Raw genomic sequence first — 26,745 nt, forward strand, 5'->3', positions numbered from 1 at the left:
ATCATGCACCGCAACGTGCGGCTGGGCCGGATCGGCTGGGTGCGCCCGGCCCGCGTGGTCTCCGACGACGAGCGGGGCCTGCTGTTGTGGATCGCACGCGGCACGCCGGTGGTCAACGAGGTCTCCGGCGACGGCCGGGGAATGCGCACGATGCCGTTCGCGGAGTTCGTGACGCGCGGCACCAGCCTGAAACACAGCACCTGGAGCGGTCCCGGCGTGCTGAAGCTGCACCGGCCCGGCGACCCGGCGCACTCGGTGTGGTGGTTCCGCAACGACGCCGACGAGTTCACCGGGTGGTATGTCAACCTGGAGCGCCCGGCGATCCGCTGGAGCGACGAGAACGGCACCTCCGGGGTCGACGTCACCGACGAGGACCTCGACATCCAGGTGGCGCCCGATCGCTCGTGGAACTGGAAGGACGAGGAGGAGTTCCTGGAGCGGCTCGCGCTCCCCGAGCACTACTGGGTGAAGGACGAGGCGGCCGTGCGAGCCGAGGGTGAACGCGTCGTGAAGGAGATCGAAGCGGGGTTGTTCCCGTTCGACGGCACGTGGATCGACTTCATGCCGCCGCCCGGGTGGGAGCTGCCGACGCTGGAGCCCGGCTGGGACCGCCCGCCGCTCCAGTGAACCCCTGGTTTTTGCGCTCGGTAGCCGGTCTGGCACAATGTTCTGTTGGTATACGGTGCGCGTCCGAGCCCTCTAACCCGGTGTCGTGCCAGTCCAACAGAGCTGCCGACGGCGCCATCCCCACGGTGTCCGGACGGTCGCTCGGCTTCCAACAGATCCAGGAGCGAGCAACCAAGTGGCCGTCAAGATCCGGCTCCTGCGGATGGGCAAGATCCGCAACCCGCAGTACCGCATCGTCGTCGCCGACTCGCGCACCAAGCGTGACGGTCGGGTTATCGAGTTCGTCGGGCTCTACCACCCGAAGGAGGAGCCCTCGCGCATCGAGGTCAACTCCGAGCGCGTCCAGCACTGGCTCTCCGTCGGCGCCCAGCCGAGCGAGCCCGTGCAGGCGATCCTGTCCAAGACCGGCGACTGGCAGAAGTTCAAGGGTCTGCCCGCCCCGGCCGAGCCGCTGAAGGTCCGCGCGGCTGCGCCGGACCGTCGTGCGGCCTACGAGGCGGAGGCGCAGGCCGCCGCCGGCCTGGCCGACGCGCCGAAGGCGAAGAAGGCCGCCGAGCCGAAGAAGAAGGCCGAGGCCGAGGCTCCGGCCGCGCAGGCGGAGGAGCAGAGCGGTGCCGGCGCCGGCGCGGAGGCCTGACGTGCTGCGTCCCGCGCTGGAGCACCTGGTCAAGGGCATCGTCGACAACCCTGACGACGTCCGCGTCCGCATGGTCGACTCCCGGCGTGGGCAGCGTCTCGAGGTCCGGGTCAACCCGGAGGACCTCGGCACGGTGATCGGCCGGGGCGGCCGCACCGCGAAGGCGCTGCGGCAGGTCATCACGTCGATCGGTGGCAGGGGCGTGCGCGTCGAGATCGTGGACGCATACTGAGCGGCATGCTGCTTGTCGTCGGCCAGATCATCCGCGCGCACGGCGTCCGTGGCGAGGTCGTGGTCGACATTCGCACGGATGAGCCGTCAGATCGTTTCGCCGTCGGGTCGGTCCTCGCGACCGACTCGACGGCGGTCCGGCATCTGCAGACTGTTCCCGCCGGTGCCTGGCGGCCCCCGGCGACCGTGACCGTCGAGTCGGTGCGGCCCCACCAGGGGCGCCTGCTCATCGTCTTCGAGGGCATCTACGACCGCAACCTCGCCGAGGACATGCGGGGCGTCCTGCTGTGCGTCGACAGCGCCGACATCCCGCCCAGCGATGATCCGGACGAGTTCAACGACCACGAGCTGGTGGGCCTGAGCGTCGTCGACGCCGACGGTGAGCGGGTCGGTGAGCTGGTCCGCATCGACCATGCGCCGGCGCACGACCTGCTCGTCGTGCGGCTGACCGACGGCCGGACCGGGCTGGTGCCGTTCGTCCGCGAGATCGTCCCGCAGGTTGACGTGCCCGGCGGCCGCATTGTGATCACTCCGCCGGAAGGCCTCTTCGACCTATGAGGGTCGACGTCGTCACCATCTTCCCGAACTACCTCGCCCCGCTCGACCTGTCGTTGATCGGCAAGGCCCGGGCGGCCGGCACGCTCGACCTCACCGTGCACGACCTGCGCACGTGGACGCACGACGTGCACCGCACGGTCGACGACACGCCGTACGGCGGCGGTCCCGGCATGGTCATGCGCCCCGGGCCGTGGGGCGAGGCCCTCGACGCCCTCGCCGGGCCGGAGACGCACCTGATCGTCCCGAGCCCGGCGGGCACCCCGTTCAGCCAGGCAACTGCCCGGGCGCTCGCCGGTGACGCCCACCTGATGTTCGCCTGCGGGCGGTACGAGGGCATCGACCAGCGCGTCCTCGACCACGCCGCCTCCCGCATGCGGGTGAGCGAGATCTCACTCGGCGACTACGTGCTCTTCGGTGGCGAGGTCGCCGTGCTGGTTGTCCTGGAGGCGGTCACCCGTCTGCTGCCCGGCGTCCTCGGCAATGCCGACTCGCTGGTCGAGGAGTCCCATGCCGACGGCGTGCTGGAGGCTCCGATGTACACCAAGCCGCCAAGCTGGCGAGGGCTGGACGTGCCGGAGATCCTCCGCTCGGGTGACCACGGAAAGATCGCCCGCTGGCGCCGTGAACAGGCACTTCAGCGCACAGCCGAGCGCCGGCCGGACCTGATCGCCGCCCTGGAACGTCCCGATCAAGGGGCCTGATTTCAGGTTCGCGGTGTCGATGTGGCAAAGTAGTGAGGTTGCCGCGGGCGGAAAGCCCGCGCGCCCATGATCACCCTAACCCTCGCGCGCCGCGAAATCGGGCGTGCCTTGAGTGACGAGGAACAGCCGCGATGAACACGCTGGACGCGCTGGACGCACAGTCGGTGCGGACCGATATCCCGAGCTTCCGCGCCGGCGACACCGTCAAGGTGCACGCCCGGGTCGTCGAGGGCAACCGGTCCCGGGTCCAGATCTTCCAGGGCGTCGTGATCCGTCGCCAGGGTGCGGGCCTGCGGGAGACCTTCTCGGTCCGCAAGGTGAGCTTCGGCGTCGGCGTCGAGCGCACCTACCCGGTCAACAGCCCGGCCGTCGACCGGATCGAGGTCGTGACCCGGGGCGACGTGCGCCGCGCCAAGCTCTACTACCTCCGCGACCTTCGTGGCAAGAAGGCGAAGATCAAGGAGAAGCGCGAGACCAAGGTCAGCAGCTGACCGCACGGTTGTCCTCAGGGAGGGGCGCGATGCGCACCCTCCCTGAGCCGTGTCCGGGAATGGCGTTTTCGGTCAAGCGGGATCGGACTCCCCAAAGTGGTCTTGTGCATCTAGGCTGACGCCGATGGCAAGCGACCCCTACGGCCGCGATGGTTACGACGATCGCGGCGATGACACATACCCACGTCAACGCCCCCTTGACCAGGAGGGCGGGGAGCGTGGGAAGCGTGGCTTCGGCGGCGTGCAATACCCCGGCCACGACTACTGGGGCGCCGGTGGGCAGCAGCCCGAGGGCCAGGATCAGCGCCGCTACGACGGCGGCTGGAGCCGTGACGACGACCGCGCCGGGTGGAACGCCGGCCGCGGATATGACGATCCCTACGGCAGCCGTGGCCGGTGGGACCGCGACGAGCCGCCACTGGTGCGTGACCGGGCCTTCGACGACGGCTATGCCGACCGCGGCGGCCACCAGCGCGACCACGACGATCGTGGTTACGAGCGCAGCTACGACCGTGGCCGCGGCGCCGCGCGCTCCCGGGGCGGCTACGACGACGAGGACAGCTCGGTCCCGTCGTGGCGCAGCAAGGTCCGTAAGAAGCGCAAGAACATGCCGCTGTGGCAGGAACTGCCCCTGCTGCTCATCGTGGCGTTCTGCCTTGCCGTCCTGATCCGCACATTCCTCGTCCAGGCGTTTTTCATCCCGTCGGGCTCGATGGAGGAGACCCTTCTCGTCGGCGACCGGGTCCTGGTCAACAAGGTCCTCTACGACGTCCGCGAGCCCGAGCGCGGCGAGGTCGTCGTCTTTCAGGGACCGCCCAACTGGGCGCCGGAGAACCAGATCGACAAGGACGCCGGCTTCTTCGCGGAGCTGGGGCGGACGGTCGGCGATCTCGTGGGATTCTCCCAGCCGGGCGAGAAGGACTTCATCAAGCGGGTGATCGGACTGCCCGGCGACACGGTCGCGTGCTGCGACGTGCAGGGCCGGGTGACGGTCAACGGCTATCCGCTCGACGAGTCGTCGTATGTCTACGAGGACTCGCCGCTCGACGCCGTGCCCAACCCGAGGCAGTGCACCGCACGCCGCTTCGATCCGGTCAAGGTCGAGCCCGGCCAGATGTTCGTGATGGGCGACCACCGGGGCGTGTCGCAGGACTCGCGCTGCCAGGGCCAGGTGCCGATCGAAAACGTCATCGGCCGGGCCTTCGTGATCCTCTGGCCGAGCAGCCGGTGGGGGTGGCTGCCCGTGCCGGACACGTTCAAGAACGTGCCGAAGAGCGCCGCGGGACCGGCCGGTCCGCCCGGCCCGCACCTCACCCGGACGCCGCGGATCCCATTGATTCCGGATATGGTGATTGCCCCGCTGGCGATGTCTCTCACGGTTTCGACCCGTTCGGCGCGTCAGGTGCGGTTGAGGCGCCGCCGATGGAGATGAACACGTACCCTTCAGTGCGTGATTGACGAGCAGACCAAGAAGCCCAGTAGCTTTTGGCGCGAGTTGCCGGTGTTGCTGGGCGTGGCGATCATCGTCGCCGTCGTGGTGCGGGCCTTCGTTCTCCAGACGTTCTACATCCCCTCCGAGTCGATGGAGAACACGCTGCTGATCAAGGACCGCGTGCTGGTCAACAAGCTGGTCTACGACTTCCGCTCGCCGCACCGGGGCGAGGTCATCGTCTTCGAGGCGCCGAACTCCTGGCGCAACGACCCGTCGGAAGAGGACTTCATCAAGCGGGTCATCGCGGTCGGCGGGGACCACGTCGTGTGCTGCGACGACAAGCAGCGGATCACGATCAACGGCACGCCGCTCGACGAGACGTATGTCTATACGAACCCGGACGGGCTGCAGGACCTGCCGAGCGAGGAGCAGTTCGACGTCACGGTGCCGAAGGGTCGCCTGTGGGTGATGGGTGACCACCGGTCGCGGTCGGGCGATTCGAGGTACAACTTCATCCGCTCCAAGGATCCGAACCAGGCCACCATCGCCGAGGACAACGTCGTCGGGCGGGCGTTTGTGGTCTTCTGGCCCTTCTCCAGAGCAAAATGGCTCAGCGTCCCGGACACCTTCGAGAAGGTGCCGAATCCAGCCACCGGGTGACGACGCCGTAGGCTCGTCGCTATGACGGAAGGAGTGGGGCTCACCGACCGCTGGGCGGCTCGGGTGCTCCTGCTCGATCCGGCGGGGCGCGTGCTGCTGCTGCACGGCTGCGATCCGGCTCGTCCATCCCACCAGTACTGGTTCACGGTGGGCGGCGGGCTGGAGCCGGGGGAGACCCTGGTCGAGGCGGCGATCCGCGAGACCTTCGAGGAGACCGGGCTGCGCGTCGCGGCGGCCGATCTGGAGGGTCCGGTGCGTAGCGACGTGGTCCGCTTTCCGTTCGACGGCCAGTGGTATACGCAGGAGCAGTCCTTCTTCGTGGTGCGTACGCTTGCATTTGAAGTTGATTTGACGCATTTGGGCGAGTATGAGATCGGCAGCATAGACATAGGTCGATGGTGGTCGATCGATGAGCTGACGGCCACCTCGGAGCGGTACTACCCGGAGGACCTCGTCGCGCTGCTGCGGGAGGTGGGGTGACGATGCTCGCGCCACCGCGCACCGTCGTGCACCGTGCCGCCGGCCTGTGGGCACTGGAGCGGGCGTTGCAGCGCCGAGGCTTCGACCGGGTCGCCGGGGCCGACGAGGCGGGACGGGGCGCCTGCGCCGGGCCGCTCGTGGTCGCCGCGGTCGTGCTGCCGCAGGGCCGGCGCGGCGAGATCGAGGAGCTCAACGACTCGAAGCTGCTGACGCCCGCCGCCCGCGACCGGATCTACGACGAGGTTGTCGCCCGGGCCGAGGCGTGGTCCGTGGTCGTGATCCCGCCCGGTGACATCGACCGCCGCGGCCTGCACGTGTGCAACCTGGCCGGGATGCGCCGCGCGTTCGCCGGGCTGGCGGTGCGGCCCGACTACGTGCTGACCGACGGCTTCCGTGTCGACGGTCTCGGGGCGCCGGGCCTGGCGGTGTGGAAGGGCGACCAGGTCGCCGCCTGCGTAGCCGCGGCCAGCGTGGTGGCGAAGGTCACCCGGGACCGGATCATGCAGGAGCTGCACACGACGTACCCGCAATACGGCTTCAACGAGCACAAAGGCTATTCGACGCCGGATCACACGGCGGCACTTGCGGCGCACGGGCCGTGCGCCGAGCATCGTTTCTCATATGCGAACGTGGCAGCGGTAGAGCGGCCGGGCCAAAGGCGCGGTAACGTCGGCGTGGCGCCCGGCGAGGCCGCACGGGTGCCGGCGCAAGTGGGCGACAATGTGGCTATGGAAGGCGGACCGCGATGAGCGCCGAAGATCTCGAGAAGTACGAAACCGAGATGGAACTCCAGCTCTACCGGGAGTATCGCGACATCGTCCGCCAGTTCTCCTACGTGGTGGAGACCGAGCGCCGGTTCTACCTGGCCAATCAGGTCGACCTGCACGTGCGCAACTCGGACGGCGAGGTCTACTTCGAGGTCGAGATGCACGACGCCTGGGTCTGGGACATGTACCGTCCGGCCCGCTTCGTGAAGAACGTCCGTGTGATGACCTTCAAGGACGTCAACGTCGAGGAGCTGGAGAAGCCCGACATCGCGCTGCCGGACAACGGCTTCGGCAGCTGAGCCCCGTGCCGGCGGCGGGTCCTGTGCGCGTCAGCGCCGGACCCGCCATGGATCGGTGCGCTTGATCTTGTTGTAGAGATACCAGCCGCCGCCGACCACCAGCGCGCCGACGATCAGGTAGAAGACGGCGCCGAACAGCATTTTGATCAGCCACCAGGCGACGATCCCGACGAGGATGAGCGCGGCGGTGGCCAGCAGGATCTTCACGGCGTTCATGTGACCGATGGTCGCACACTTGTCCACAAGGCCCGTGTCGTCCACAGTTCGGGCCGGTGGCGGTTGCCGGGGCCGGGCCGGTTCGGCGAGGCTGCGCGGCGTGTTGAGGCTTCCGCTCAGGCTCCTTGTCATCGTCGCTGTCGCGGCCGCGTCCTGTCTTCCCGGTCTTCCCGGCGGCCTGCCGGCCGTGGCGGCACCTTCCCCGGCCGTGTTCCGGTCACCCATGGCCGGTCCTCTCTCCGTCACCCGGCGGTTCGAGTCGCCGCCCGATCCCTATGCCGCGGGCCATCGTGGCGTCGACCTGGCCGGGACGCCCGGGGCGCAGGTGCTGAGCGCGGGTCCCGGTGTCGTCGCGTTCGCCGGACCGGTCGCCGGGCGGTCCGTCATCAGCGTCGACCACCCCGGCGGCCTGCGGACCACCTATGAGCCGGTCGACCCGGCCGTGCGGGCCGGCACCGTGGTCGCCGCCGGCACGCCGCTCGGTGCTCTGCATGCCGGCCATCCGGGCTGTCCCGCGGCGGCCTGCCTGCACTGGGGCCTGCGCGCCGGCGACACCTACCTCGACCCGCTGAGCCTCCTGCGCCGCGGCCGGGTCCGGCTGCTGCCGCTCACCTGATGAGCTTCGGCAGGCCGTCGGCGAGGCGCTGGAAGTCGTCCACGCGGTTGTACACCTGGGCCGACAGCCGCAGATATCCGCGTCCGTGCCACGCCGCCAGCCCGACCTCGGCGCTCAGCTCGTCGGAGATCCGCCGCCGCAGCGCGACCGCCGACGTCAGGTCGGCGGCGACACCCGGGGGCAGTGGCACCAGCGTCATCGGCAGCCCGGTCGCCGGGAGCACCTCGACGCCGAGGGCGTCGGCGACGAGGCGCCGGCCGTGCTCAGCAAGGGCCGTGTTGTGCCGCCGAACGGTCTCGAGGCCCAGCGACCGGAGCACGAAGAGCCCGGTCGGCGCGGCCAGCCAGGGGGTGTAGTCATGGGCGCCGAGCCACTCGAGGCTCGCCGGGAAGCCGGCCTCCGTCGACCAGGAGAGCACCAGCGGGCGGATTCGGGCGCGCCAGGCGGGTGCCACGGCCAGCAGGGCCGTGCCGCGGGGCGCGTAGGCCCACTTGTGGAGGTTGCCCACCCAGAAGTCGGCGTCGAGCTCGCGGACCGGCTCGTCGAGCAGTCCCGGGCCGTGCGCGGCGTCGATGTGGATCGCGACCCGCTCGCCGTGCGCGGCTCGCACAGCCTCGATGATCCGCCTGACCGGAAACACCTGGGCGGTGGCGGCGGTGATCAGGTCGACGATCACCAGCCGGGTGCGCGGCGTGATCGCGGCCAGCACCGCCGCCGTCACAGTGGCGTCGTCGGCCACCAGCGGCACGGGCGCGACCCGATGGACCGCACCGGTGCGCCGGCAGATCTCGTCGACCGCGAGATCCACAGCGCCGTAGCCGTGGTCCGTGGTGACGATCTCGTCGTCGGCGGCGAGGCCGAGGCTGGACAGCACGATCGACGTGCCCGTGCTGGCGTTGTTGACGAGCGCGCTGCCGTCCGGGTCGGCCCCGACGAAGGTCGCCAGGTGCCGGCGGACGTGGGTGATCCGCTCCTCCAGGCCGACGCTGAAGAAGCGGTGCGGATTGGCTTCCATCTCGTCGCGGAGCCGCTGCTGGGCACGTTGCACGGCGATCGGCACCATCCCGAACGACCCGTGGTTGAGCTGCGCCACGGACGCGTCGTTGGAGAACAGCAGCCGCGCGCCGGGAATCGGCTGCGGTGCGTCAGGCGCGGGGATGGGCTTGTTCATATGCGGCACGCAATCGCTCGATCGACACATGAGTGTAGATCTGCGTGCTCGACAGGGAGGCGTGTCCGAGCAGTTCCTGCACCGAGCGCAGGTCGGCGCCGCCCTCCAGCAGGTGCGTCGCGGCGGAGTGGCGCAGATCGTGCGGTGACGTGTGGGGCAGGCCCGCCGCGCGGGCGTATCCGTCGACGAGCCGCCGCGCCGCCGTCGCCTGCAGCCGGGCACCCCGCGCACCGAGCACCAGCGCGTTGCCGCTGCGCTCGTTCGCGAGGGCCGGGCGGCCGTGCCGCAGCCACGCGGTGAGCGCCTGGTCGGCCGGCAGACCGTAGGGCACGGCACGCTCCTTGTCGCCCTTGCCGACCACCCGCACGACGCGGCGCATCCGGTCGACGTCACCCAGGTCGAGCCCGCACAGCTCGCTGACGCGGATGCCGGTGGCGTAGAGCAGCTCCAGGACGAGGCGGTCGCGGAGTCCGACCGCGTCGGGCCGGGCGTTGGCCGCGGTGACGAGCGCCTCGGCCTGGTCCGCGCGCAGCACGGTCGGCAGGTCGCGGTGGGCCTTCGGACTGGCCAGCCGTTGCCCGGGATCGGTCTCGGTCAGCCCTTCGCGGTGTGCCCACGCGGTGAAGGTCCGGGCGGCGGCCGCGTGCCGGGCCAGGCTCGTCCGCGCGTGGCCGGCGGCCCTGCGCCGGGCGAGCCATCCACGCAGGACGGGGAGCGTCAGCTCGGCCGGCCGGGCGGCACCGCCGCGGGCGGCGTGGTCAAGCAGCGACACGACATCGCCGACATAGGCGCGGACCGTGTGGACCGAGCGGTTGCGCTCGGCGGCGAGATGGCGGGCGAACTCGTCGACCGCCTCGCGCATGGCCTCCGGCAGGGCGGCATGCAGCTCCTGTACGGCCTTCGGCGCGGTCACCGGCGCTGCTGCTCTTCGAGGAACCGCTCGATCAGGCCGCGCACGACGGCGGCCATCGTGAACCCGTGCTCGGCGCACCAGGCCCGCAGCTCTGCGTGCCGGTCCGTGGGCAGCCGAAACGTCACCAGCTGGCTCTCCTCGCCGACGGGCAGCGCGCCACCGAGGGCCTGCAACTGGACCGGCCGCAGCTCAGGCGTGCCGATCAGCGCCCGTCCGCGCAGCTCGGGGCTGGCGAGCAGCTCCGAGTGCCCGGTGGGGCCGGTGCGGCCCAGCAGCCAGACGGTGATCTCCTGCCGGCTCTCCGGCGGCAGGGTCTCGAGCAGTGCGACGAGTTTGTCAGCGGGCCCTGTCATAGCTCCACGATAGCGGCCGCTATCGACACGTCCAGGACCCGAACGCCCTGGATCTCTTCGAGCAGGGCGGGTAGCGACCGGTCGATCACGACGCCGGGCACACTCACGGTGAACTCGTCCGTCGCCACCTGACCGTCCCGGCTCAGCACCCGCATCTGCCGGATGTCCACGCCGAGACGGCCCAGCAGCGTGGTGACCTGACCGAGTGAGCCGGGCCGGTCGGGCAGTTGCACGATCAGCTGACGTAGCGACATGGGGCAAGCCTGACCACCGGGCGTTTCCGGGCAGTTACGACGCCACGTCCCACGGCTTTCCGATTAATCGTTGACGAAGTCAAGTAATCGCATGACGATGTCAATCATGACTATCGACACGGTTGCGGCGGTGCGGCAGTTCAGCCGCTTCTACACGAACCTGATCGGTGTCCTGCGTGCCGGGCTGCGCGACTCGCCGTTCTCGCTCGCCGAGGGCCGGGTCCTGTTCGAGCTGGCCAACGCGCCCGCCACGCTGGACGTCGCCGACCTGCGGCAGCGGCTCGACATAGACGCGGGATACCTCAGCCGGATCCTCGGCCGCTTCGAGGCCGACGGACTGGCGGTCCGCGAGCGTTCCGACACGGACGCGCGCCGGCAACGCATCCGGCTGCTGGAGGCGGGCCGCGCCGCGGCCGCCGACCTGGGTGCCCGCTCGGACACGCAGGTGCACGACCTGCTGTCCACCGTCAGCGAGACCGACCAGCGGCGGCTCGCCGGCGCGATGGGCACGATCGAGTCCATCCTGGGTGGCGCGCCGGCGCCGCGGACGGTCGTCCTGCGCCCGCTCGGCCCCGGCGACCTCGGCTGGGTGGTCCAGCGGCACGGCGTCCTCTACGCCGGGGAGTACGGGTGGGACGATACCTTCGAGGCGATGGTCGCCCGCATCGTCGCGGACTACGCCGAGTCCCACGATCCGCGCCGCGAGCACGCCTGGATCGCCGAGGTCGACGACGTGCCGGTCGGGTCGATCTTCTGCGTGCGCGAGTCGGCGGAGACGGCCAAGCTCCGGCTGCTGTTCGTCGACCGGGAGGCCCGTGGACTGGGTGTCGGAAGCCGCCTGGTCGACGAGTGCGTGCGGTTCGCCACCCGGGCGGGTTACCGCGAGATGGTCCTCTTCACCCACGACGTCCTCGCCGACGCCCGGCGCATCTACCAGCGGGCGGGTTTCGTGCTCGACAGCGAGGAGCGCAAACCCGCCTACGGCCAGGACCTGGTCCACCAGCACTGGAAGCGCCCGTTGTCCACAAGCACCCCGTTGTCCACAGTTTGATCTCCACGGGCCCGCGCCCACCCGCCCCGTTCCGGCACAGTCGCCGCATGACCCACCACAACCAGCTCGTCGGCGGCTATGGCGAGCGCCTCGCCGGTCGATATCTCATGTCTCAGGGCCTGGTCATCCTCGACCGCAACTGGCGCGGCCCGGCCGGCGTCCGCGAGATCCGCGGCGAGCTCGACCTGATCGCCCGGGACGGCGACGACATCGTGTTCGTGGAGGTCAAGACGCGCCGCAGCACGCGGTTCGGCGGGCCGGCCGAGGCGATCGTCCCCAGCAAGGCCCGCCGCCTCCGCAAGCTGGCCACGCAGTGGCTCGCGGCCAACGGCGCCGGCTACCGCGACGTCCGCTTCGACGTGATCAGCGTCTTCCTGGGCCGGACGGCCGCGGTGCAGCACCTGCGCGGAGCACTCTGATGGGCTACGCGAAGGTTCGCTCCGTCGCGCTGCACGGTGTTGTCGGCGAGGTCATCGTCGTGGAGGCCGACGTCGCACCCGGCCTGCCCAGCCTGATCGTGTCCGGCCTGCCCGACGCCGCCCTGAGCGAGGCCCGCGACCGGATCCGGGCCGCCGTCCACAACTCGGGCGCCAGCTGGCCCCAGCAGCGCATCACCGTCAACCTCCTGCCCGCCCACATCCGCAAGCACGGCTCCGGCTTCGACCTCGCGATGGCCGTCGCGGTCCTCGCCGCCGGCGCCGGCCTGCCGATCGGCCGTGTCGTCGACGCGGTGGTGCTCGGCGAGCTCGGCCTGGACGGGACGCTGCGTCCGGTCCGCGGTGTGCTGCCCGCGGTCCTCGCCGCCAGCCGGGCCGGGGTCGGCTCGGCCGTCGTGCCGGTCGGCAACGCCGCCGAGGCGCGGCTGGTCCCCGACATCGAGGTCCGCGCCTCCGACAGCCTCGGTCGGCTCATCGGCTACCTCCACGGCTCGGAGCGCCTGCCCGACCCCGGCACACCACCGGCGCTGCCCGAGCCGGCCTCCCTCGACCTCGCCGACGTCCTCGGCCAGGAGCGCGGCCGACGGGTCATCGAGCTGGCCGCCGCCGGCCGCCACCACATCGCCATGTTCGGACCACCCGGCGCAGGCAAGACGATGCTCGCCCAGCGCCTGCCGGGCATCCTGCCGCAACTCGGCGACCAGGAGGCCATCGAGGCGACGGCCCTGCACTCTGTCGCCGGGACGCTGCCGCAGGGCAACCCGTTCGTCCGTCGCCCGCCACTGCAGGCCCCGCACCACACGGCCTCGGTCGCGGCCCTCGTCGGCGGTGGCTCGGGCCTTGCCAAGCCGGGCGCGATCAGCCTGGCCCACCACGGTGTGCTGTTCCTCGACGAGTGCGCGGAGTTCGCCCCCGGCGCACTCGACGCGCTCCGGCAGCCGCTCGAGGAGGGCGTGGTGCGCCTGCGCCGCGCATACGGCGAGACGGTCTTTCCGGCCCGCACCCAACTCGTCATGGCCGCCAACCCGTGCCCGTGCGCCCGCGAGCAGCAGTCGTGCCAGTGCCCGTCGCTCGTGCGCCGGCGCTATCTGGCGCGACTCTCCGGTCCGCTGATGGACCGGGTCGACCTCCAGGTGGACCTCGATCCGGTCCGTTCCGCCGCGCTTTTCGGCACCGAGGACGCCGAGCCGTCGAAGGCGGTGGCGGCCCGCGTGCTCCGGGCCCGCGCGGCGGCGGTCGAGCGGTGGACGCCGCACGCCCGCTCCAACGGCGAGGTGCCGAGTGCGCTGCTGCGCCATCGCCGGTTCCGCCTTCCGGCGCCGATCCTCCAGCCACTGCGGCAGGCCATGGACCAGGGCCGCCTGTCGGCGCGCGGGTTCGACCGTGTGCTCCGGGTGGCCTGGACCGCGGCGGACATCGACGGGCGGTCCACACCGGACGCCGGTGACGTCCGGGAGGCGCTGCAGATGCGGTCGCGGAGGATGCGATGAGTGACGACCGGCTCGCCCGCATGGCGCTCGGGTTCCTCGTTGAGCCGGGCAGCCGTGAGCTCGGCCTCCTCGTCCGTGAGGTCGGCGCAACGGAGGCACTGTCCTGCGTGATCGCCGGGCACGCCGTCACCCCCGCGCTGGCCGGGGCGGTTCGTGCCCGGCTGGAGGCGGCCGGCGTGCGGCGCACCGTGGAGGCGGCCGCCGACCTCGTGGAGCAGATGACCACCCGTGCCGACCAGCTCGGCGCCCGGATCGTCACGGCCGCCGACGACGAGTGGCCGGCCGCACTCGACGACCTGGTTCTCGCCAGCCGGGAGGGCAGCATGCTGCGCCGCGACACCGACCCGCCGATGTGCCTGTGGGTCCGCGGCGCGCCCCGGCTGATCGACGCCCTGGAGCGTGCGGTGTCGGTGGTCGGCGCCCGGGCGGTGACCAGCTATGGCGAGTTCGTCGCCTCGGAGTTCGCCTTCGGCCTGGCCGAGAAGGGGTGGACGGTCGTGTCCGGGGGAGCGCTCGGCGTCGACGTGACCGCCCACCGCGGCGCGCTGGCCGCGGGCGGGCTCACGACGGCGGTGCTCGCCTGCGGGATCGACCGCAGCTATCCGGCGGCCAACGCGGGCGTGCTGGAGCGGATCGCCGACGAGGGCCTGGTGCTGACCGAGTGGCCGCCGGGCACCCACCCGCACAAGACCCGGTTCCTGACCCGCAACCGGGTCATCGCCGCCGCCACACGGGGCACGGTGGTGGTCGAGGCCGGCTCGCGCAGCGGGGCACGCAGCACGCTGGGTTATGCGCGGCTTCTGCACCGTTCCCCGATGGTCGTGCCCGGCCCGATCACGTCGGCCATGTCGGTCGGCTGCCACATCGAGCTACGGGTGCAGGGCACGGTGCCGGTCACCCGCGTCGAGGAGATCATCGAGGAGATCGGTCAGGTCGGGGAGCTCGCCGACCCGATCCAGGGCGCCGGCCGGCCCGAGGACGCACTTGACGCGCTGCAGGCCCGCATCCTCGACGCGGTGCGGCCCAGGCTGCCCCGGCCGGCCGAGGAGATCGCGGCGGTCGCCGGGGTGAGTGGCCGCGACGCCCGGCGCAACCTGCCCCTCCTCGAAGAGCTCGGCTTCGTGGTGTCCACCGAGGCCGGCTACCGGTTGGCCCGCCGCCCACCCGGGCCCAGGTCCCCGGAGGAGGAGTGAGATGAGCCGCTCACAGCCGCCGCAGGCGGGCGACGGCTTCGTCCAGGATCTCGTCGCGCTTGCAGAAGGCGAAGCGGACGAGCCGGCGGCCGGCGTCGACGTCGTCGTAGAACACCTGCGTGGGAACGGCCACGACACCGCAGCGCTCCGGCAGGGCGAGGCAGAATTCGACGCCGTCGGTCCCGCCCAGGGGTGTGATGTCGGCCGTGACGAAGTAGGTGCCCTCCGGCCGCAGCACCGCGAAGCCGGCCTCGGTCAGGCCCTCGCACAGGCGGTCGCGTTTGCGTTGCAGGTCGTCGCGGAACTGTTCGTAGTACGACGGTGGCGAGTCCAGCGCCACCGCCACGGCCGGCTGGAGCGGGCCGGCGTTGACATAGGTGAGGAACTGCTTGACGCGGGTCACCGCCGACACCAGCGGGCGGGGAGCGCAGGCCCAGCCGATCTTCCAGCCGGTGCAGGAGAAGGTCTTGCCCGCCGACGAGATCTGCACGGTCCGGTCCCACATGCCGGGGAGGCCGGCGAGCGGCACGTGCGGAGCCGCGGCGTCGGCGAAGACGAGGTGCTCGTAGACCTCGTCGGTGACGGCGTAGGCGTCGAACTCCTCACACAGGGCCGCGACCTGCGCGAGCTCCTCGGCGGTGAAGACCTTGCCGGTCGGGTTGTGGGGCGAGTTGAGCAGCACGAGACGGGTGCGCGGGCCGAACGCCGCCCGCAGCTCGGCCGGGTCGAAGGCGTAGCGACCGTCGACGACCCGCAGCGTCACCGGCCGGCGGACCGCTCCGGCGAGAGCGATCGAGGCCGCGTAGGAGTCGTAGTAGGGCTCGAAGCAGACGACCTCGTCGCCGGGCTCGCACAGGGCCAGGATGGTGGCGGCGATCGCTTCGGTCGCGCCGGCGGTCACCAGGATCTCGCCGTCGGGGTCGTAGTCGAGGCCCCAGAAGGCCTTCTGATGGGCGGACACGGCCGCGCGGAGCTCGGGGACGCCGGGCCCCGGCGGGTACTGGTTGCGTCCTCCGCGAATGGCCGCCGCCGCAGCGTCGAGCATCGCGGCCGGGCCGTCGGTGTCCGGAAAGCCCTGGCCGAGGTTGACCGAGCCGGTGCGCACGGCAAGGGCCGACATCTCCGCGAAGATGGTCGTGCCGAACGGGCGCATGCGGGCGACGAGCGGATCACTCGGTGCGTCAGTCACCCACAGAGTATGCGGGTGAACCCCGGGGATCGGATCCCGGCAGCCGGGGTGCGGGGCAGCGACGCAAATTACAGGGACCTTTTGCCGGGTGGCGGGGATCTTGCCGAGGGCCTACCGTGACGGACCGTGGATGGACGCCGGAATTTCCCGCCGGACCCGGATGCCGAACCCCGCTGGTATCCGGACGACCGTGGATATGACGACCGTGCCCGGGACGAACCGCCCCGTGACGACCGGGGCCGTGACGACCGCGGTTACGGTGACGACCGCGGATATGGCGACGACCGCGGATATGGCGACGACCGGGGATACGGCGATGACCGGGCCGGCCGGGGATACACGCCGACCCGGTATGCCGACGAACGCGATAGCTACCGAGTGCCCGAGCCGCGCGGCGGCCGGGGATACAGCAACGACCCGTTGGACTACGGCGACAGCCCGAGCGGCCAGTTCTCCGGGCCGCTGGGCCGCCCGGAGCAGTACGGGGGCGACGGCGGCTACGGGGCGGACAGCGGCGAAATGTCGGGTGAGTCGGTGAGCCGGTCGCGGCGGTCGGAGGCCATCGACCGCAGCTCTCTGCACCGGCCGACCTCTGGCGGGCCGGCCGCGGTGACCCAGCCGGCCGCGCCCGCGCCGTCGTCCGGGGCTCCGGTGTCGGCGGCTCCCATGTCCGCCGCGCCGATGTCGGGTGCGCCGATGTCGGGTGCGCCGATGTCCGGGGCGCCCATGTCGGCGCCGATGCAGGCCGCGCCGCCGCTGGGCGCGCCGTACGACCCGCAGGCGGCCGGTGGGCCGAGCGTGTTCGCGGCGCCGACGACGTTGACCGCGGCCATTCCGCCGCCGGTCGCGGAGCCCGGTGGCGCTGTGTACCGGAGCAAGCGGCCCGGACTCGCCATCGTCCTCGTGCTGCTGACGATCCTGTTCGAGGTGCCGGTTCTGCGGCTGTTCCTGACCGCGATGACCGCCGACAGGATCGAAGCGGCGGGGACGCTGGCCAGCATCTTCATGATCCTTGGCCTGCCGATGTTCGCCCTGGGCCTGTATGGCCTGATCGGCGGCGCCGCCGCCGCGGCATCGGGCGGGCGGGCGTGGTTGCGGACGCCGCTCGCGTATCTGCCGGTGGCGCTTCTGCTGTTCATCGCTGCCGCGCTGTCGTCCTGACCTCGTTGTTTCTGGCGCCGCCCGCTTCGTGAGCCACGTCGCGGGCGGCGCCACTGTCTCACCGCAGTGGCCGCCCCTGTTCAGGCCGCCCCTGCTCGGCCGCCCCTGCTCGGCCGCCCCTGCTCGGCCGCCCCTGCTCGGCCGCCCCTGCTCGGCCGCCCCTGCTCGGCCGCCCCTGCTCGGCCGCCCCTGCTCGGCCGCCCCTGCTCGGCCGCCCCTGCTCGGCCGCCCCTGCTCGGCCGCCCCTGTTCAGGCCAGCCGGGCCCGCCGACCCGCCGCGCCGACCGATGGGGCAGCCCGACGTGCGCCGCCGTGGGCGTGGGCTGCGGGTGGGCTGTCCGTGGCCGCCGTGCGCCGGCGTGAGCCGCTCTGGGCCGGCATGGTGGGCCCGCACCGTGCGCTGGCGTGCGCTGGCACGGGTCGGCGCGGTGGCCGCCGCGTGTGCCGCGGGTGATGGCCCGGCGTGCGGGCTGCCGTGTCGGGGCCGGTGGCCATGACACCCGCTCACGCAGCGCTGCACCGGCCCGCCAGCAGCCTGCCGAGCACCCCACCGAGCGTCGGCCGCTGCGGTCCAACCGGTGCGACCCGGGCAGGGCGGCGTGGGCCCGGTTTACCCGCAGGCACACCGCACCGGCCGGCCCCCGGTGGCAGCGGGATGGCATCGGTCGCCGGTTGAGGTCCGCCGTCGTGGCGCTTCGCCCTTGACGGCGCCGGCCCTGGGACCCGTTCTCGCTGCCCTCAGTGGCGCCGTTGTGATGTCACTCGCTGTGGTGATGGTTCGTCCTGACAAATACGGTGAAACCGGACCATCTTTCGGCTCTGCCGGGGGGATTCCAGCCCTCCCTCCGACTGCGCGTACACTTTCCACCGGCGACCGCGCCTGCGCGGTCGACCTCGCGCGCCCTCCCACAGTCCGCCGCAAATCCTTCGCGCCGGGCGAGCAAGGGCGGCGGCCGCCCTGGTCCCGATCAGCAGCAGTCTGCACTCGGGTGAGACGGCCGACGACCAGGCGCCAGGACGGCGGACCGACCGGCCCGCCGTGACAACCAGGATCGAAGGGATCCATCAACATGACTGTGACCATGCGTCAGCTGCTGGAAAGCGGCGTGCACTTCGGGCACCAGACCCGCCGCTGGAACCCGAAGATGAAGCGCTTCATCTTCACCGAGCGCAACGGCATCTACATCATCGACCTGCGCCAGACGCTCGACTACATCGAGAAGGCCTACGACTACATCCGCAACACCGTCGCCGAGGGTGGCTCGGTGCTGTTCGTGGGCACGAAGAAGCAGGCGCAGGAGGCGATCGCCGAGCAGGCGACCCGTGTCGGCCAGCCGTATGTCAACCACCGCTGGTTGGGCGGCATGCTCACCAACTTCCAGACCGTCTACAAGCGGCTCCAGCGCATGAAGGAACTCGAGTCGCTCGACCTCACCGGCACCGCGCAGGGGTACACCAAGAAGGAGACCCTGCAGCTGTCGCGCGAGCAGACCAAGCTGAGCCGCACGCTCGGTGGTCTCCGTGACATGCAGAAGCTGCCGTCGGCGATCTGGGTCGTTGACACCAAGAAGGAGCACATCGCGGTTGACGAGGCCCGCAAGCTGGGCATCCCGGTGATCGCCGTGCTCGACACCAACTGCGACCCGGACGAGGTCGACTTCCCGATCCCCGGCAACGACGACGCCATCCGTTCTGCCGCGCTGCTGACCCGCGTGGTCGCCGACGCGGTGGCCGACGGCCTCATCGCCCGGTCCGGACGCGCCACCCGTGCCGACCAGAAGCCCGAGCCGGGCGTCGTGGCCGGTGACGAGCCGCTCGCCGAGTGGGAGCGTGAGTTGCTCGAGGGTGCCAAGCCCGCTGATGCCGCTCCCGCCGCCGACACCACCCAGGCGTAACCCCGAAGAGCGAGAGAGAATCATGGCCAACTTCACCGCCGCGGATGTCAAGCGACTCCGCGAACTGACCGGCTCCGGCATGATGGACTGCAAGAAGGCGCTCGAAGAGGCTGAGGGCGACTTCGACAAGGCCGTCGAGTTGCTGCGCATCAAGGGTGCGAAGGACGTCGGCAAGCGTGCCGGGCGCACGACCGCCAACGGCCTGGTGGCGCACCACGGCTCGGGCCTCGTCGAGATCAACTGCGAGACCGACTTCGTCGCCAAGAACGAGGCGTTCATCGAGCTGGGCCAGAAGCTCGCCGAGCACATCGACGAGACCAAGCCCGCCGACGTGGAGACGCTGCTCGGCTCCAAGCTCGGCGACAGCACCGTCGCCGAGCTGATCCAGACCGAGTCGGCGCGCATCGGCGAGAAGCTCGTCGTCAACCGCATCGCGGTGCTGGGCGAGTCCGTCGCCGTCTACATGCACCGCAAGAGCCCCGACCTCCCGCCGCAGGTCGGCGTCGCGGTCGAGTTCACCGGCAAGAACGACGAGGCCGCCATCGCCGACGCGCGTGGCGTCGCGATGCAGATCGCCGCGATGCGCCCGAAGTACCTCACCCGCGACGACGTGCCGGCCGAGATCGTCGCGTCGGAGCGTCGCATCGCCGAGGAGACCGCCCGCGAGGAGGGCAAGCCCGAGGCCGCCCTTCCCAAGATCGTCGAGGGTCGGGTCAACGGCTTCTTCAAGGACTTCGTCCTGACCGAGCAGCCGTCCGTGAGTGACAACAAGAAGACCGTCAAGCAGGTGCTGGCCGAAGCCGGCATCGAGGTGACGCGCTTCGTGCACTTCGAGGTCGGCCAGGCCTGATCCGACGCAGCCGAGAACGGTAGCGATCGTGCAGAGGGGGTCACGGTGTCCACATGTTGGAGGCCGCGACCCCCTCGTCGTACATGTCAGTAGAGTCCGACCGCTCGAAAGGTGCCCTAGATGACGAACACCGCCATGGAAGCGTCAAGGCAGGCCCTGGCGCCGACCCCGATCGGGACACGGCGTGTCGTCCTGAAGCTCTCCGGTGAGGTGTTCGGCGGCGGCGCCGTCGGTGTCGACCCCAACGTGGTCCGGCACATGGCCCGCCAGATCGCCGCCGTGGTCCGCCGCGGTGTGCAGGTCGCCGTTGTCGTCGGCGGCGGCAACTTCTTCCGGGGCGCCGAACTGTCCCGCGCGGGCATGGATCGTGCCCGCGCCGACTACATGGGCATGCTCGGCACCGTCATGAACTGCCTGGCGCTGCAGGACTTCCTGGAGAAGGAAGGCATCGACACGCGGGTGCAGAGCGCGATCAGTATGGCTCAGGTCGCCGAGCCGTATATCCCGCGTCGGGCGATCCGCCACCTGGAGAAGGGCCGTGTGGTCATCTTCGGTGCGGGCGCCGGCATGCCGTACTTCTCGACCGACACCGTGGCGGCGCAGCGGGCGCTGGAGATCCACGCCCACACGGTGCTGATGAGCAAGAACGGGGTCGACGGTGTGTACACCGCCGATCCCCGCACCGACCCGACCGCGCGGAAGCTCGACAGCCTGACCTTCGCCGAGGCGCTGATGCAGGGCCTGCGGGTGGTGGACCAGACGGCCTTCAGCCTCTGCCAGGAAAATGCGCTGCCGATGTTGGTCTTCGGCGCGGAGGGGGAGGACAACGTCGCTCGCGCGTTGATTGGTGAGAGGATCGGCACGCTCATCACCGCCGAGCCCATCCCGGACCGAGGAGGACAGACCACGTGATCGAAGAGACGCTCTTCGAGGCCGAAGAGAAGATGGAGCGCGCGATCGAGCACGCCAAGGAGGAGTTCGCGGTCATCCGTACCGGCCGCGCCACCCCGGCGATGTTCGGCAAGGTGATGGTTGACTACTACGGCACGCCTACCCCGCTGCCGCAGATGTCCTCGATCGCGATCCCCGAGCCGCGCATGGCGCTCATCAAGCCCTATGACGCCTCGCAGATCGGGGCGATGGAGAGGGCGATCCGCGACTCCGACCTCGGAGTAAACCCCAACAACGAGGGCACCCAGATCCGTATCCTGTTGCCGCAGATGACCGAGGAGCGGCGCCGGGAGATGATCAAGGTTGCCCGCCACAAGGCCGAGGACTCGCGGGTGGCCATCCGCAACGTCCGACGCAAGGGCAAGGAAGAGCTCGACCGCCTCGTCAAGGACGGCGAGGTCGGCGAGGACGAGGGCCGTCGCGCCGAGAAGGAGCTCGACGACCTGACGCACAAGTTCGTGGTGCAGGTCGACGAGTTGCTCAAGCACAAGGAAGCCGAGCTGCTCGAGGTCTGATGGCCCACCTCGACCGAGCACACCGGGCCCCCGGAGACCCGTCGACCCGGGCGCGGCAGGACGTTGCCGCGCCCGAGGCGTCTGCTGGTCTGGTGGAAAGAGCCGAAAACCCGATCCTGGAAGTGGTACCCGCTGTGCCGGCATCCGACGCTCAGCCGTCCCCGGAGCCGGCGAAGCGGAAGAGCCGGGCCGGCCGCAACCTGCCCGCCGCCATCGGGGTGGGGGTCGGGCTCGGCGGGGCCGTCCTGGTCTCGCTGTTCTTCTTCGACAGGTGGCTCTTTCTCGGGCTGGTCGTCGTCGCCGTGATGGTCGGCGCGTGGGAGATGGTCCGCGCCGTCAGCGTGCAGAAGGCCCGGCCGCCGCTGGTGCCGCTGCTCATCGGCGGGCCCGCGATGGTCGGCCTGGCCTGGTTCGGCGGCGCCGACGTCCTGCCCCTCGGGCTGCTGGGCACACTGCTCCTGCTCTTCGTCTGGCGGTTCGCCGGCGGGGTGCAGCACTACCAGCGTGACGTCACCGCCGGTGCGTTGATCGCCGTGTACGTGCCGTTCCTGGGCTCGTTCGCCGCGCTCCTGGCGTATCCGGCCGCCGACGGCAGCGTCCGCGTGCTGGTCACGATCCTCGCGGTGGTGCTGTCGGACACCGGCGGCTACGTCACCGGCGTGTTCCTCGGCAGGCACAAGATGGCGCCGTCCATCAGCCCGGCCAAGTCGTGGGAGGGCTTCGGTGGCTCGGTCGTGTGGACCGCCGCCGGCAGCGCGGTGGCCCTGCCGTTGCTGCTGCCCGACGCGGTCTGGTGGCACGGTGCGGTCTTCGGTGCGGCGGTTTCGATCGCCTCGGTGCTGGGTGACCTCGGCGAGTCGATGATCAAGCGCGATCTCGGCGTCAAGGACATGAGCAATCTGCTGCCCGGGCACGGAGGGCTCATGGACCGGCTTGACTCGATCCTGCTCGCCCTGCCGACCGCATACGCCGTTCTGGCCTTCCTGGTGCCCCCGTCGTAGCTCAGCGTGACGCTCTCACGAGCGGTCTTGTAGGTCACGCGACTCGGCATGGGACACTGGATCCGTCATGACACAACTTCCCGTACTGAACCTCTCATCCACCGCGACCGGCACCACGAGTGACGGCCGGCGAGCGTCGTTGCCCCCGCGCCACCTGGCCGACCTTGATCTCGCCGGCCGCCGCGCTGCCGTGGCCGAGCTCGGTGAGCAGGCATTCCGTGCCGGGCAGGTGTCGGCGCACTACTTCGGACGCCTCATCCGCGACCCCGCCGAGATGACCGACCTTCCGGCGCGCAGCCGGGCCGCGATCACCGAGGCGCTCCTGCCGCCACTGCTACACCCCGTGCGGGAGTTGGCGACCGACAACGGCACCACCCGGAAGACCTTGTGGCGCCTTCACGACGGCTCCCTCGTTGAGAGCGTCCTGATGGGATATCCAGATCGTGTGACGGTGTGCGTGTCGAGTCAGGCCGGGTGCGGGATGGCGTGCCCGTTCTGCGCGACCGGCCAGGCCGGGCTGACCCGCAACCTGTCGACCGCGGAGATCGTGGACCAGGTCGTGTGGTTCGCCGGCCAGGCCGCCCGCGGCGCGCTGCCCGGTTGCCCCGACCGGCTGTCCCGCGTCGTCTTCATGGGCATGGGCGAGCCCCTGGCCAACTACAACCGGGTGATCGCCGCCGTCCGCCGCTTGACCGAGCCCGCCCCCGAGGGTCTGGGCCTGTCGCAGCGGCACATCACGGTGTCCACCGTCGGGCTGGTCCCGGCCATCCGCCGGTTGACGCAGGAGGGGCTGTCGGTGACGCTTGCGCTGTCGCTGCACGCACCTGATGATGATCTGCGCGACACGCTCGTGCCGGTCAACCAACGTTGGAAGGTCGCCGAAGTGCTGGATGCCGCGTTTGAGTATGCGGCTCGCACCGGCCGGCGGGTGTCCATTGAATACGCAATGATCCGGGATGTGAACGACCATCCGTGGCGGGCGGATTTGCTCGGTCGGCTCTTGTCCGGCCGTCTCGCGCATGTCAATCTCATCCCGCTCAATCCGACACCGGGCAGCAAGTGGGACGCTAGTCCTAAGCCGGTTGAGCGGGAGTTCGTCCGACGCCTCCGGGCTGCTGGTGTCGCGACTACGGTCCGTGATACTCGCGGTCGGGAGATTGACGGAGCCTGCGGGCAGCTTGCCGCCTCTTCGGGTGGCAAGGTGGGAGAGCGTCAAGACGGCTTGCTAGCGCGGCGAGCGAACGAGGAGACACAGTGAGTCAGGGTCAGCGGTTCCGGCGCCGTGCGATGCGTCGGGGATACAAGGTCGACGAGGTCGACACGTTCCTCGACCGGGTGGAAGCAACGCTCTCCGGAGACCCTATGGGCGCGCCGGTGAGCGCTCAGGAGGTCCACGACGTGGTCTTCCGAGTCCGCTTCGGTGGCTACGACGAGTGGCAGGTCGACCTGCACCTTGACCGTGTCGAGCGCCAGCTGGCCGAGCTCGAGGAGCGCGGCGGCGGTGGGTTCGGCCGGGCCCTTGACCCCCGCACCAGCGGTGAGATGCGCATGGCTCCCGAGCGCATGCCGGAGCGTATGGCACCGCCCCCCGCCGACCGTATGGGTCCGCCGCCCGTCGACCGCATGGGTCCGCCCCCGGTCGACCGAATGGGACCGCCGCCCATGGACCGCATGGCTCCCGACCGGATGGGTCCGCCTCCGATGGAGCGCATGGCACCTCCCGTCGTCCCGGCGCCCCCGATGCCGACCCGCCCGACCCCGGCGCCGCCCGGCCCGCCGCCGCGCGACCCGGCGTACGGTCGCTATGACGAGCCCACCTACGGCGGCGCGTTCGACGACGACCGCGGCTACGACCCGGCGCCCCGCCAGCCGCGCGGCGACATGACCGCCGAGATCCGGATGGACCGCGACCGGCCCGAGCCGGTCACCTACGGCGGCGGCCCCGGCCCGGACCGCGACCCGTATGGCCCTGGTCCCGGCCCCGACCCGTATGGTGCCCCGGCTGGCGGCGACCCGTATGGTGCCCCGGGTGGCGGCGACCCGTATGGCGCGCCGGTCCAGCACCAGTCGTCCGAGGTGGCCCGCATCGACCAGCTCCGTCGGACGTTCCAGTTGCGCCGGTTCGGCAGCGGTTACGACCGGGCTCAGGTCGACCGTCTCTTCGAGGGCGTCATGGCGTCGCTCTCAGGTCGCGGCGGCCCGCTGACCGACGGCGACCTCGACCCGTCGCACTTCAACCTGGTCCCCGGCGGCTACTTCGAGGCCGAGGTCGACGCGGCCCTCAAGGAGGTCCGCGACATCGTGACGCGCCGCCGCTAGGCCCGCGTCACCCCGGTTCACGGCGCGCCCGACGCCAACCGGGCGCGCCGGCTGCCGCTCCGACCCGGGTCTCCCGCAGGCTGGTGTGATCATGCTCGTGTCCCGTGCGACGGACGCGTGGCCAGCGCATCCCCTCATGCGATGATCTTGCAGTTGTGATGCCTGGCGAATCCGGACAAAGTAGGAGTGTCGTGGCGCCGCAGTTGCAAGATCAACGTGTGTGGCGATGCGACGGCAGGGAGGCCGTCAGGCCTGGACGCTCGCCCATGTCGGGCCGGACCAGGCGCCGACGGTGATTCGGCTGTGGGAATCCGGGTCAGCGCAGGCCGTTGCGGCGCAGGACCCAGTCGCCGACCAGGGCCAGCAGCAGCACGGCGGCGCCGGCGATCAACCAGATGTCCTCGACGCGGCCCTCGTGGTTGCCGATCAGCATGCTCAGCAGCAGCAGCACCGTGACGGCCGCACCGAAGCGGGCCGCGCGCGGGTGTCCCGGCTTGTGCTGGTCGGGGGAGGTCACTGGCTCGTGCTCGGCCACGGTGTGTCCTTTCACTGCTGACGGTCTTCCACAAGTCTGGCATGCGGCACCGGAACCGACGGCTGCGGGTCGGTCGGGTAGCGTCGGGATCGGCGCCACACGTACCAGATCAAGGAGGAACGCGGTGCGTATCACCGGGACCGGCCACGCGAGCCTGCGGATCGACACGGCCGCCGGCAGCATTCTGTGCGACCCGTGGGTCAATCCAGCGTATTTCGCGTCGTGGTTCCCGTTTCCCGACAATTCCCAGCTCGACTGGGAGGCGCTCGGCGATTGCGACTACCTTTACGTGTCGCATCTGCACCGGGACCATTTCGACGCCGAGCACCTCAAGCGGTTCGTCTCGAAGAAGGCGACGGTGCTGCTGCCGGAGTTTCCGACGAGCGAGATGCGTGACGAGCTGACCGGGCTCGGTTTCACGAAGTTCCTCGAGACGAAGTCGGACCAGGTCCACGAGCTCGACGGCGGCCTGAAGATCATGATCCAGGCGCTGACGTCACCGACGGACGGGCCGATCGGCGACTCGTCGCTGTGGGTCGAATACGACGGGATTCGTATCCTCAACCAGAACGACGCCCGCCCGACGGACCTGACGACATTCAACGCGCTCGGGCACGTGCACGCCCATCTGCTGCAGTTCTCCGGCGCGATCTGGTATCCGATGGTGTACGAGCTGCCCGAGTCCGCCAAGCGCGCTTTCGGCAAGCAGAAGCGCGACCGGCAGTTCGACCGCACGTTCCGGTACATCAACGATCTGAAGGCCTCCCACGTGGTGCCGATCGCCGGGCCGCCGTGCTTCCTCGACGACGAGCTCTGGCAGTTCAACGACATCTTCGGTGACGAAGGAAATATCTTCCCCGACCAGTGGGTGTTCCAGCAGGAGTACGCGAAGGTCGGCGGCACCAACTCGATCGTCCTGCTGCCCGGCTCGGTGATGTCGCTTTCCGCCGACGGCGCCGAAACGACGCACCCGGTCGACAGCCTCGAGGATTTTTTCGCGCACAAGCGGGAGCACCTCGAGGAGATGCGCGAGCGGAAGCGGCCGATCATCGAGGCCGCCAAGGCGTCCTGGCGGCACCCCGAGATCGACCTGCTGAAGGAGATGAAGCGGCGGATCGAGCCGCTGCTCGACGAGTCGGTGTATCTCGCGAAGGGCGTCGGCGGCCCGGTGCGTTTTGATCTGGTCGGCTACGACGGCGAGTCCGTCGAGTCGATCGTCGTCGACTTTCCCGGCAAGCAGGTGCGGCATTACGCCGACGAGAAGGTGCGCTACCGGTTCCGCACCGAGCGCGCCCTCATCGAGCACCTGCTCTTCATCGAAGAGGTCGACTGGGTCAACTCGCTGTTCCTTTCCTGCCGGTTCTCCGCGGCGCGGATCGGGCAGTACAACGAGTTCGTCTACTCGTTCTTCAAGTGCCTGTCGGAAGAGCGCCTGCAGTACGCGGAGGGCTGGTTCGACCAGCAGAAGCCCGACGCCGAGGACATCAAGCTCGGCGACTGGATCGTGCAGCGGCGCTGCCCGCACCTCAAGGCCGACCTGACCCGGTTCGGCATCATCGACGGCAACACGCTGACCTGCCAGCTCCACGGTTGGAAGTTCGACCTGTCGAGCGGACGCTGCCTCACGAGCGTCGGCCATGAGCTTCGGTCACGCAGAGCAGGCGCGTCGGCACCCGACGGTGACACCGGCGCGGCAGCGGCGGAAAGTGTCGTAGGGCAGGGCTAGCGTCCCCGGCAACAGTGCGATGGGGG

General features: G+C 70.5%; 33 protein-coding genes. 25 read left to right on the top strand and 8 right to left on the bottom strand.

Going from position 1 to position 26,745, the window contains the following annotated elements:
* The first annotated feature begins 3 nt into the window (after positions 1–3).
* From Dfulv_RS07745 to Dfulv_RS07795, 11 genes are all read left to right on the top strand, one after another.
* On the top strand, positions 4–627 hold the full coding sequence (locus Dfulv_RS07745; RefSeq protein ID WP_259867506.1) for a DUF402 domain-containing protein: 624 nt from the start codon (positions 4–6) through the stop codon (positions 625–627).
* Between the two features lie 175 nt (positions 628–802).
* A complete protein-coding gene (gene rpsP / locus Dfulv_RS07750; protein ID WP_259861963.1) occupies positions 803–1,264 on the top strand; it encodes a 30S ribosomal protein S16 in 462 nt (153 codons plus the stop codon).
* Positions 1,239–1,496: an RNA-binding protein gene (locus tag Dfulv_RS07755; protein ID WP_033357826.1), complete on the top strand. Its 258-nt coding sequence runs from the start codon at positions 1,239–1,241 to the stop codon at positions 1,494–1,496. Before rpsP ends, Dfulv_RS07755 begins: the two co-directional genes overlap by 26 nt.
* Before the next feature lie 8 nt (positions 1,497–1,504).
* Positions 1,505–2,053, top strand: coding sequence for a ribosome maturation factor RimM (rimM, locus tag Dfulv_RS07760; protein ID WP_259867509.1), 549 nt, complete (start codon positions 1,505–1,507; stop codon positions 2,051–2,053).
* Positions 2,050–2,754 carry a tRNA (guanosine(37)-N1)-methyltransferase TrmD gene (gene trmD / locus Dfulv_RS07765; protein WP_319805773.1) on the top strand — a complete coding sequence of 235 codons (705 nt, stop codon included), beginning with the start codon at positions 2,050–2,052 and terminating at the stop codon, positions 2,752–2,754. Before rimM ends, trmD begins: the two co-directional genes overlap by 4 nt.
* Positions 2,755–2,885: 131 nt before the next feature.
* A complete protein-coding gene (rplS, locus tag Dfulv_RS07770) occupies positions 2,886–3,245 on the top strand; it encodes a 50S ribosomal protein L19 (protein ID WP_259861964.1) in 360 nt (119 codons plus the stop codon).
* Positions 3,246–3,852: 607 nt separating this feature from the next.
* Entirely contained in the window at positions 3,853–4,677 is an 825-nt protein-coding gene (lepB, locus tag Dfulv_RS07775; protein ID WP_259867512.1) for a signal peptidase I, read from the top strand.
* A gap of 18 nt (positions 4,678–4,695) precedes the next feature.
* A complete protein-coding gene (lepB, locus tag Dfulv_RS07780) occupies positions 4,696–5,337 on the top strand; it encodes a signal peptidase I (RefSeq protein ID WP_259861965.1) in 642 nt (213 codons plus the stop codon).
* 21 nt (positions 5,338–5,358) lie between these two features.
* Positions 5,359–5,817: an NUDIX hydrolase gene (locus Dfulv_RS07785; RefSeq protein ID WP_259861966.1), complete on the top strand. Its 459-nt coding sequence runs from the start codon at positions 5,359–5,361 to the stop codon at positions 5,815–5,817.
* 2 nt (positions 5,818–5,819) lie between these two features.
* A complete protein-coding gene (locus tag Dfulv_RS07790; protein WP_259867515.1) occupies positions 5,820–6,566 on the top strand; it encodes a ribonuclease HII in 747 nt (248 codons plus the stop codon).
* Entirely contained in the window at positions 6,563–6,883 is a 321-nt protein-coding gene (locus tag Dfulv_RS07795; protein ID WP_259861967.1) for a DUF2469 domain-containing protein, read from the top strand. Before Dfulv_RS07790 ends, Dfulv_RS07795 begins: the two co-directional genes overlap by 4 nt.
* Positions 6,884–6,913: 30 nt before the next feature.
* Here the strand turns inward: Dfulv_RS07795 and Dfulv_RS07800 are convergent, their stop codons facing one another.
* Positions 6,914–7,099 carry a hypothetical protein gene (locus Dfulv_RS07800; protein WP_259861968.1) on the bottom strand — a complete coding sequence of 62 codons (186 nt, stop codon included), beginning with the start codon at positions 7,097–7,099 and terminating at the stop codon, positions 6,914–6,916.
* A gap of 100 nt (positions 7,100–7,199) precedes the next feature.
* Between Dfulv_RS07800 and Dfulv_RS07805 the strand changes: the two genes are divergently transcribed.
* Positions 7,200–7,715 carry a murein hydrolase activator EnvC family protein gene (locus Dfulv_RS07805; protein ID WP_259861969.1) on the top strand — a complete coding sequence of 172 codons (516 nt, stop codon included), beginning with the start codon at positions 7,200–7,202 and terminating at the stop codon, positions 7,713–7,715.
* Here the strand turns inward: Dfulv_RS07805 and Dfulv_RS07810 are convergent.
* The 4 genes from Dfulv_RS07810 to Dfulv_RS07825 are packed head-to-tail and all read right to left on the bottom strand — an operon-like array spanning position 7,708 to position 10,406.
* Complete coding sequence (locus tag Dfulv_RS07810; protein ID WP_259861970.1) at positions 7,708–8,886, bottom strand: aminotransferase class V-fold PLP-dependent enzyme; 1,179 nt, start codon at positions 8,884–8,886, stop codon at positions 7,708–7,710. The two genes, Dfulv_RS07805 and Dfulv_RS07810, sit on opposite strands and share 8 nt — an antisense overlap.
* Complete coding sequence (locus tag Dfulv_RS07815) at positions 8,861–9,748, bottom strand: tyrosine recombinase XerC (protein ID WP_259867519.1); 888 nt, start codon at positions 9,746–9,748, stop codon at positions 8,861–8,863. Before Dfulv_RS07815 ends, Dfulv_RS07810 begins: the two co-directional genes overlap by 26 nt.
* A 47-nt stretch (positions 9,749–9,795) precedes the next feature.
* The gene (locus Dfulv_RS07820) at positions 9,796–10,152 is read right to left on the bottom strand and encodes a hypothetical protein (protein WP_259861972.1); all 357 of its coding nucleotides are present in this window, start codon (positions 10,150–10,152) and stop codon (positions 9,796–9,798) included.
* Positions 10,149–10,406, bottom strand: a complete 258-nt coding sequence (locus Dfulv_RS07825) for an ACT domain-containing protein (RefSeq protein WP_259861973.1) — start codon at positions 10,404–10,406, stop codon at positions 10,149–10,151. Before Dfulv_RS07825 ends, Dfulv_RS07820 begins: the two co-directional genes overlap by 4 nt.
* Before the next feature lie 106 nt (positions 10,407–10,512).
* On the opposite strand from Dfulv_RS07825, the gene Dfulv_RS07830 reads away from it, so the two are divergent.
* The 4 genes from Dfulv_RS07830 to dprA are packed head-to-tail and all read left to right on the top strand — an operon-like array spanning position 10,513 to position 14,577.
* On the top strand, positions 10,513–11,457 hold the full coding sequence (locus tag Dfulv_RS07830) for a bifunctional helix-turn-helix transcriptional regulator/GNAT family N-acetyltransferase (protein ID WP_259861974.1): 945 nt from the start codon (positions 10,513–10,515) through the stop codon (positions 11,455–11,457).
* Between the two features lie 47 nt (positions 11,458–11,504).
* The gene (locus Dfulv_RS07835; RefSeq protein ID WP_259861975.1) at positions 11,505–11,876 is read left to right on the top strand and encodes a YraN family protein; all 372 of its coding nucleotides are present in this window, start codon (positions 11,505–11,507) and stop codon (positions 11,874–11,876) included.
* On the top strand, positions 11,876–13,384 hold the full coding sequence (locus tag Dfulv_RS07840) for a YifB family Mg chelatase-like AAA ATPase (protein ID WP_259861976.1): 1,509 nt from the start codon (positions 11,876–11,878) through the stop codon (positions 13,382–13,384). The genes Dfulv_RS07835 and Dfulv_RS07840 overlap by 1 nt, the downstream gene beginning before the upstream one ends.
* On the top strand, positions 13,381–14,577 hold the full coding sequence (gene dprA, locus Dfulv_RS07845) for a DNA-processing protein DprA (protein ID WP_259861977.1): 1,197 nt from the start codon (positions 13,381–13,383) through the stop codon (positions 14,575–14,577). Before Dfulv_RS07840 ends, dprA begins: the two co-directional genes overlap by 4 nt.
* A gap of 10 nt (positions 14,578–14,587) precedes the next feature.
* Here the strand turns inward: dprA and Dfulv_RS07850 are convergent, their stop codons facing one another.
* Positions 14,588–15,730 carry a pyridoxal phosphate-dependent aminotransferase gene (locus tag Dfulv_RS07850; protein ID WP_259867521.1) on the bottom strand — a complete coding sequence of 381 codons (1,143 nt, stop codon included), beginning with the start codon at positions 15,728–15,730 and terminating at the stop codon, positions 14,588–14,590.
* Between the two features lie 533 nt (positions 15,731–16,263).
* Positions 16,264–16,599 carry a hypothetical protein gene (locus Dfulv_RS07855; RefSeq protein WP_259861978.1) on the bottom strand — a complete coding sequence of 112 codons (336 nt, stop codon included), beginning with the start codon at positions 16,597–16,599 and terminating at the stop codon, positions 16,264–16,266.
* A gap of 70 nt (positions 16,600–16,669) precedes the next feature.
* Between Dfulv_RS07855 and Dfulv_RS07860 the strand changes: the two genes are divergently transcribed.
* The 8 genes from Dfulv_RS07860 to Dfulv_RS07895 all read left to right on the top strand — a co-directional run bounded on the left by Dfulv_RS07860 (position 16,670) and on the right by Dfulv_RS07895 (position 24,458).
* Positions 16,670–16,927 carry a hypothetical protein gene (locus Dfulv_RS07860; RefSeq protein ID WP_259861979.1) on the top strand — a complete coding sequence of 86 codons (258 nt, stop codon included), beginning with the start codon at positions 16,670–16,672 and terminating at the stop codon, positions 16,925–16,927.
* Between the two features lie 1,070 nt (positions 16,928–17,997).
* The gene (gene rpsB, locus Dfulv_RS07865; RefSeq protein ID WP_259861980.1) at positions 17,998–18,822 is read left to right on the top strand and encodes a 30S ribosomal protein S2; all 825 of its coding nucleotides are present in this window, start codon (positions 17,998–18,000) and stop codon (positions 18,820–18,822) included.
* A gap of 22 nt (positions 18,823–18,844) precedes the next feature.
* The gene (gene tsf, locus Dfulv_RS07870; RefSeq protein WP_259861981.1) at positions 18,845–19,672 is read left to right on the top strand and encodes a translation elongation factor Ts; all 828 of its coding nucleotides are present in this window, start codon (positions 18,845–18,847) and stop codon (positions 19,670–19,672) included.
* A gap of 135 nt (positions 19,673–19,807) precedes the next feature.
* Positions 19,808–20,584, top strand: a complete 777-nt coding sequence (pyrH, locus tag Dfulv_RS07875; protein ID WP_259867526.1) for a UMP kinase — start codon at positions 19,808–19,810, stop codon at positions 20,582–20,584.
* Positions 20,581–21,138, top strand: a complete 558-nt coding sequence (gene frr, locus Dfulv_RS07880; protein WP_259861982.1) for a ribosome recycling factor — start codon at positions 20,581–20,583, stop codon at positions 21,136–21,138. Before pyrH ends, frr begins: the two co-directional genes overlap by 4 nt.
* A 92-nt stretch (positions 21,139–21,230) precedes the next feature.
* A complete protein-coding gene (locus Dfulv_RS07885) occupies positions 21,231–22,139 on the top strand; it encodes a phosphatidate cytidylyltransferase (RefSeq protein WP_406567944.1) in 909 nt (302 codons plus the stop codon).
* A 67-nt stretch (positions 22,140–22,206) separates the two neighbouring features.
* On the top strand, positions 22,207–23,397 hold the full coding sequence (gene rlmN, locus Dfulv_RS07890; protein WP_259861984.1) for a 23S rRNA (adenine(2503)-C(2))-methyltransferase RlmN: 1,191 nt from the start codon (positions 22,207–22,209) through the stop codon (positions 23,395–23,397).
* A 29-nt stretch (positions 23,398–23,426) separates the two neighbouring features.
* A complete protein-coding gene (locus Dfulv_RS07895) occupies positions 23,427–24,458 on the top strand; it encodes a DivIVA domain-containing protein (protein WP_259867528.1) in 1,032 nt (343 codons plus the stop codon).
* 316 nt (positions 24,459–24,774) lie between these two features.
* On the opposite strand, the gene Dfulv_RS07900 is transcribed toward Dfulv_RS07895, so the two are convergent.
* The gene (locus Dfulv_RS07900; protein WP_259861985.1) at positions 24,775–24,993 is read right to left on the bottom strand and encodes a DUF2631 domain-containing protein; all 219 of its coding nucleotides are present in this window, start codon (positions 24,991–24,993) and stop codon (positions 24,775–24,777) included.
* A 130-nt stretch (positions 24,994–25,123) separates the two neighbouring features.
* On the opposite strand from Dfulv_RS07900, the gene Dfulv_RS07905 reads away from it, so the two are divergent.
* A complete protein-coding gene (locus Dfulv_RS07905) occupies positions 25,124–26,719 on the top strand; it encodes a Rieske 2Fe-2S domain-containing protein (RefSeq protein ID WP_259867530.1) in 1,596 nt (531 codons plus the stop codon).
* The last annotated feature ends 26 nt before the right edge of the window (positions 26,720–26,745 follow it).

Source organism: Dactylosporangium fulvum (assembly GCF_025137375.1).
Classification (GTDB): Bacteria; Actinomycetota; Actinomycetes; order Mycobacteriales; family Micromonosporaceae; genus Dactylosporangium; species Dactylosporangium fulvum.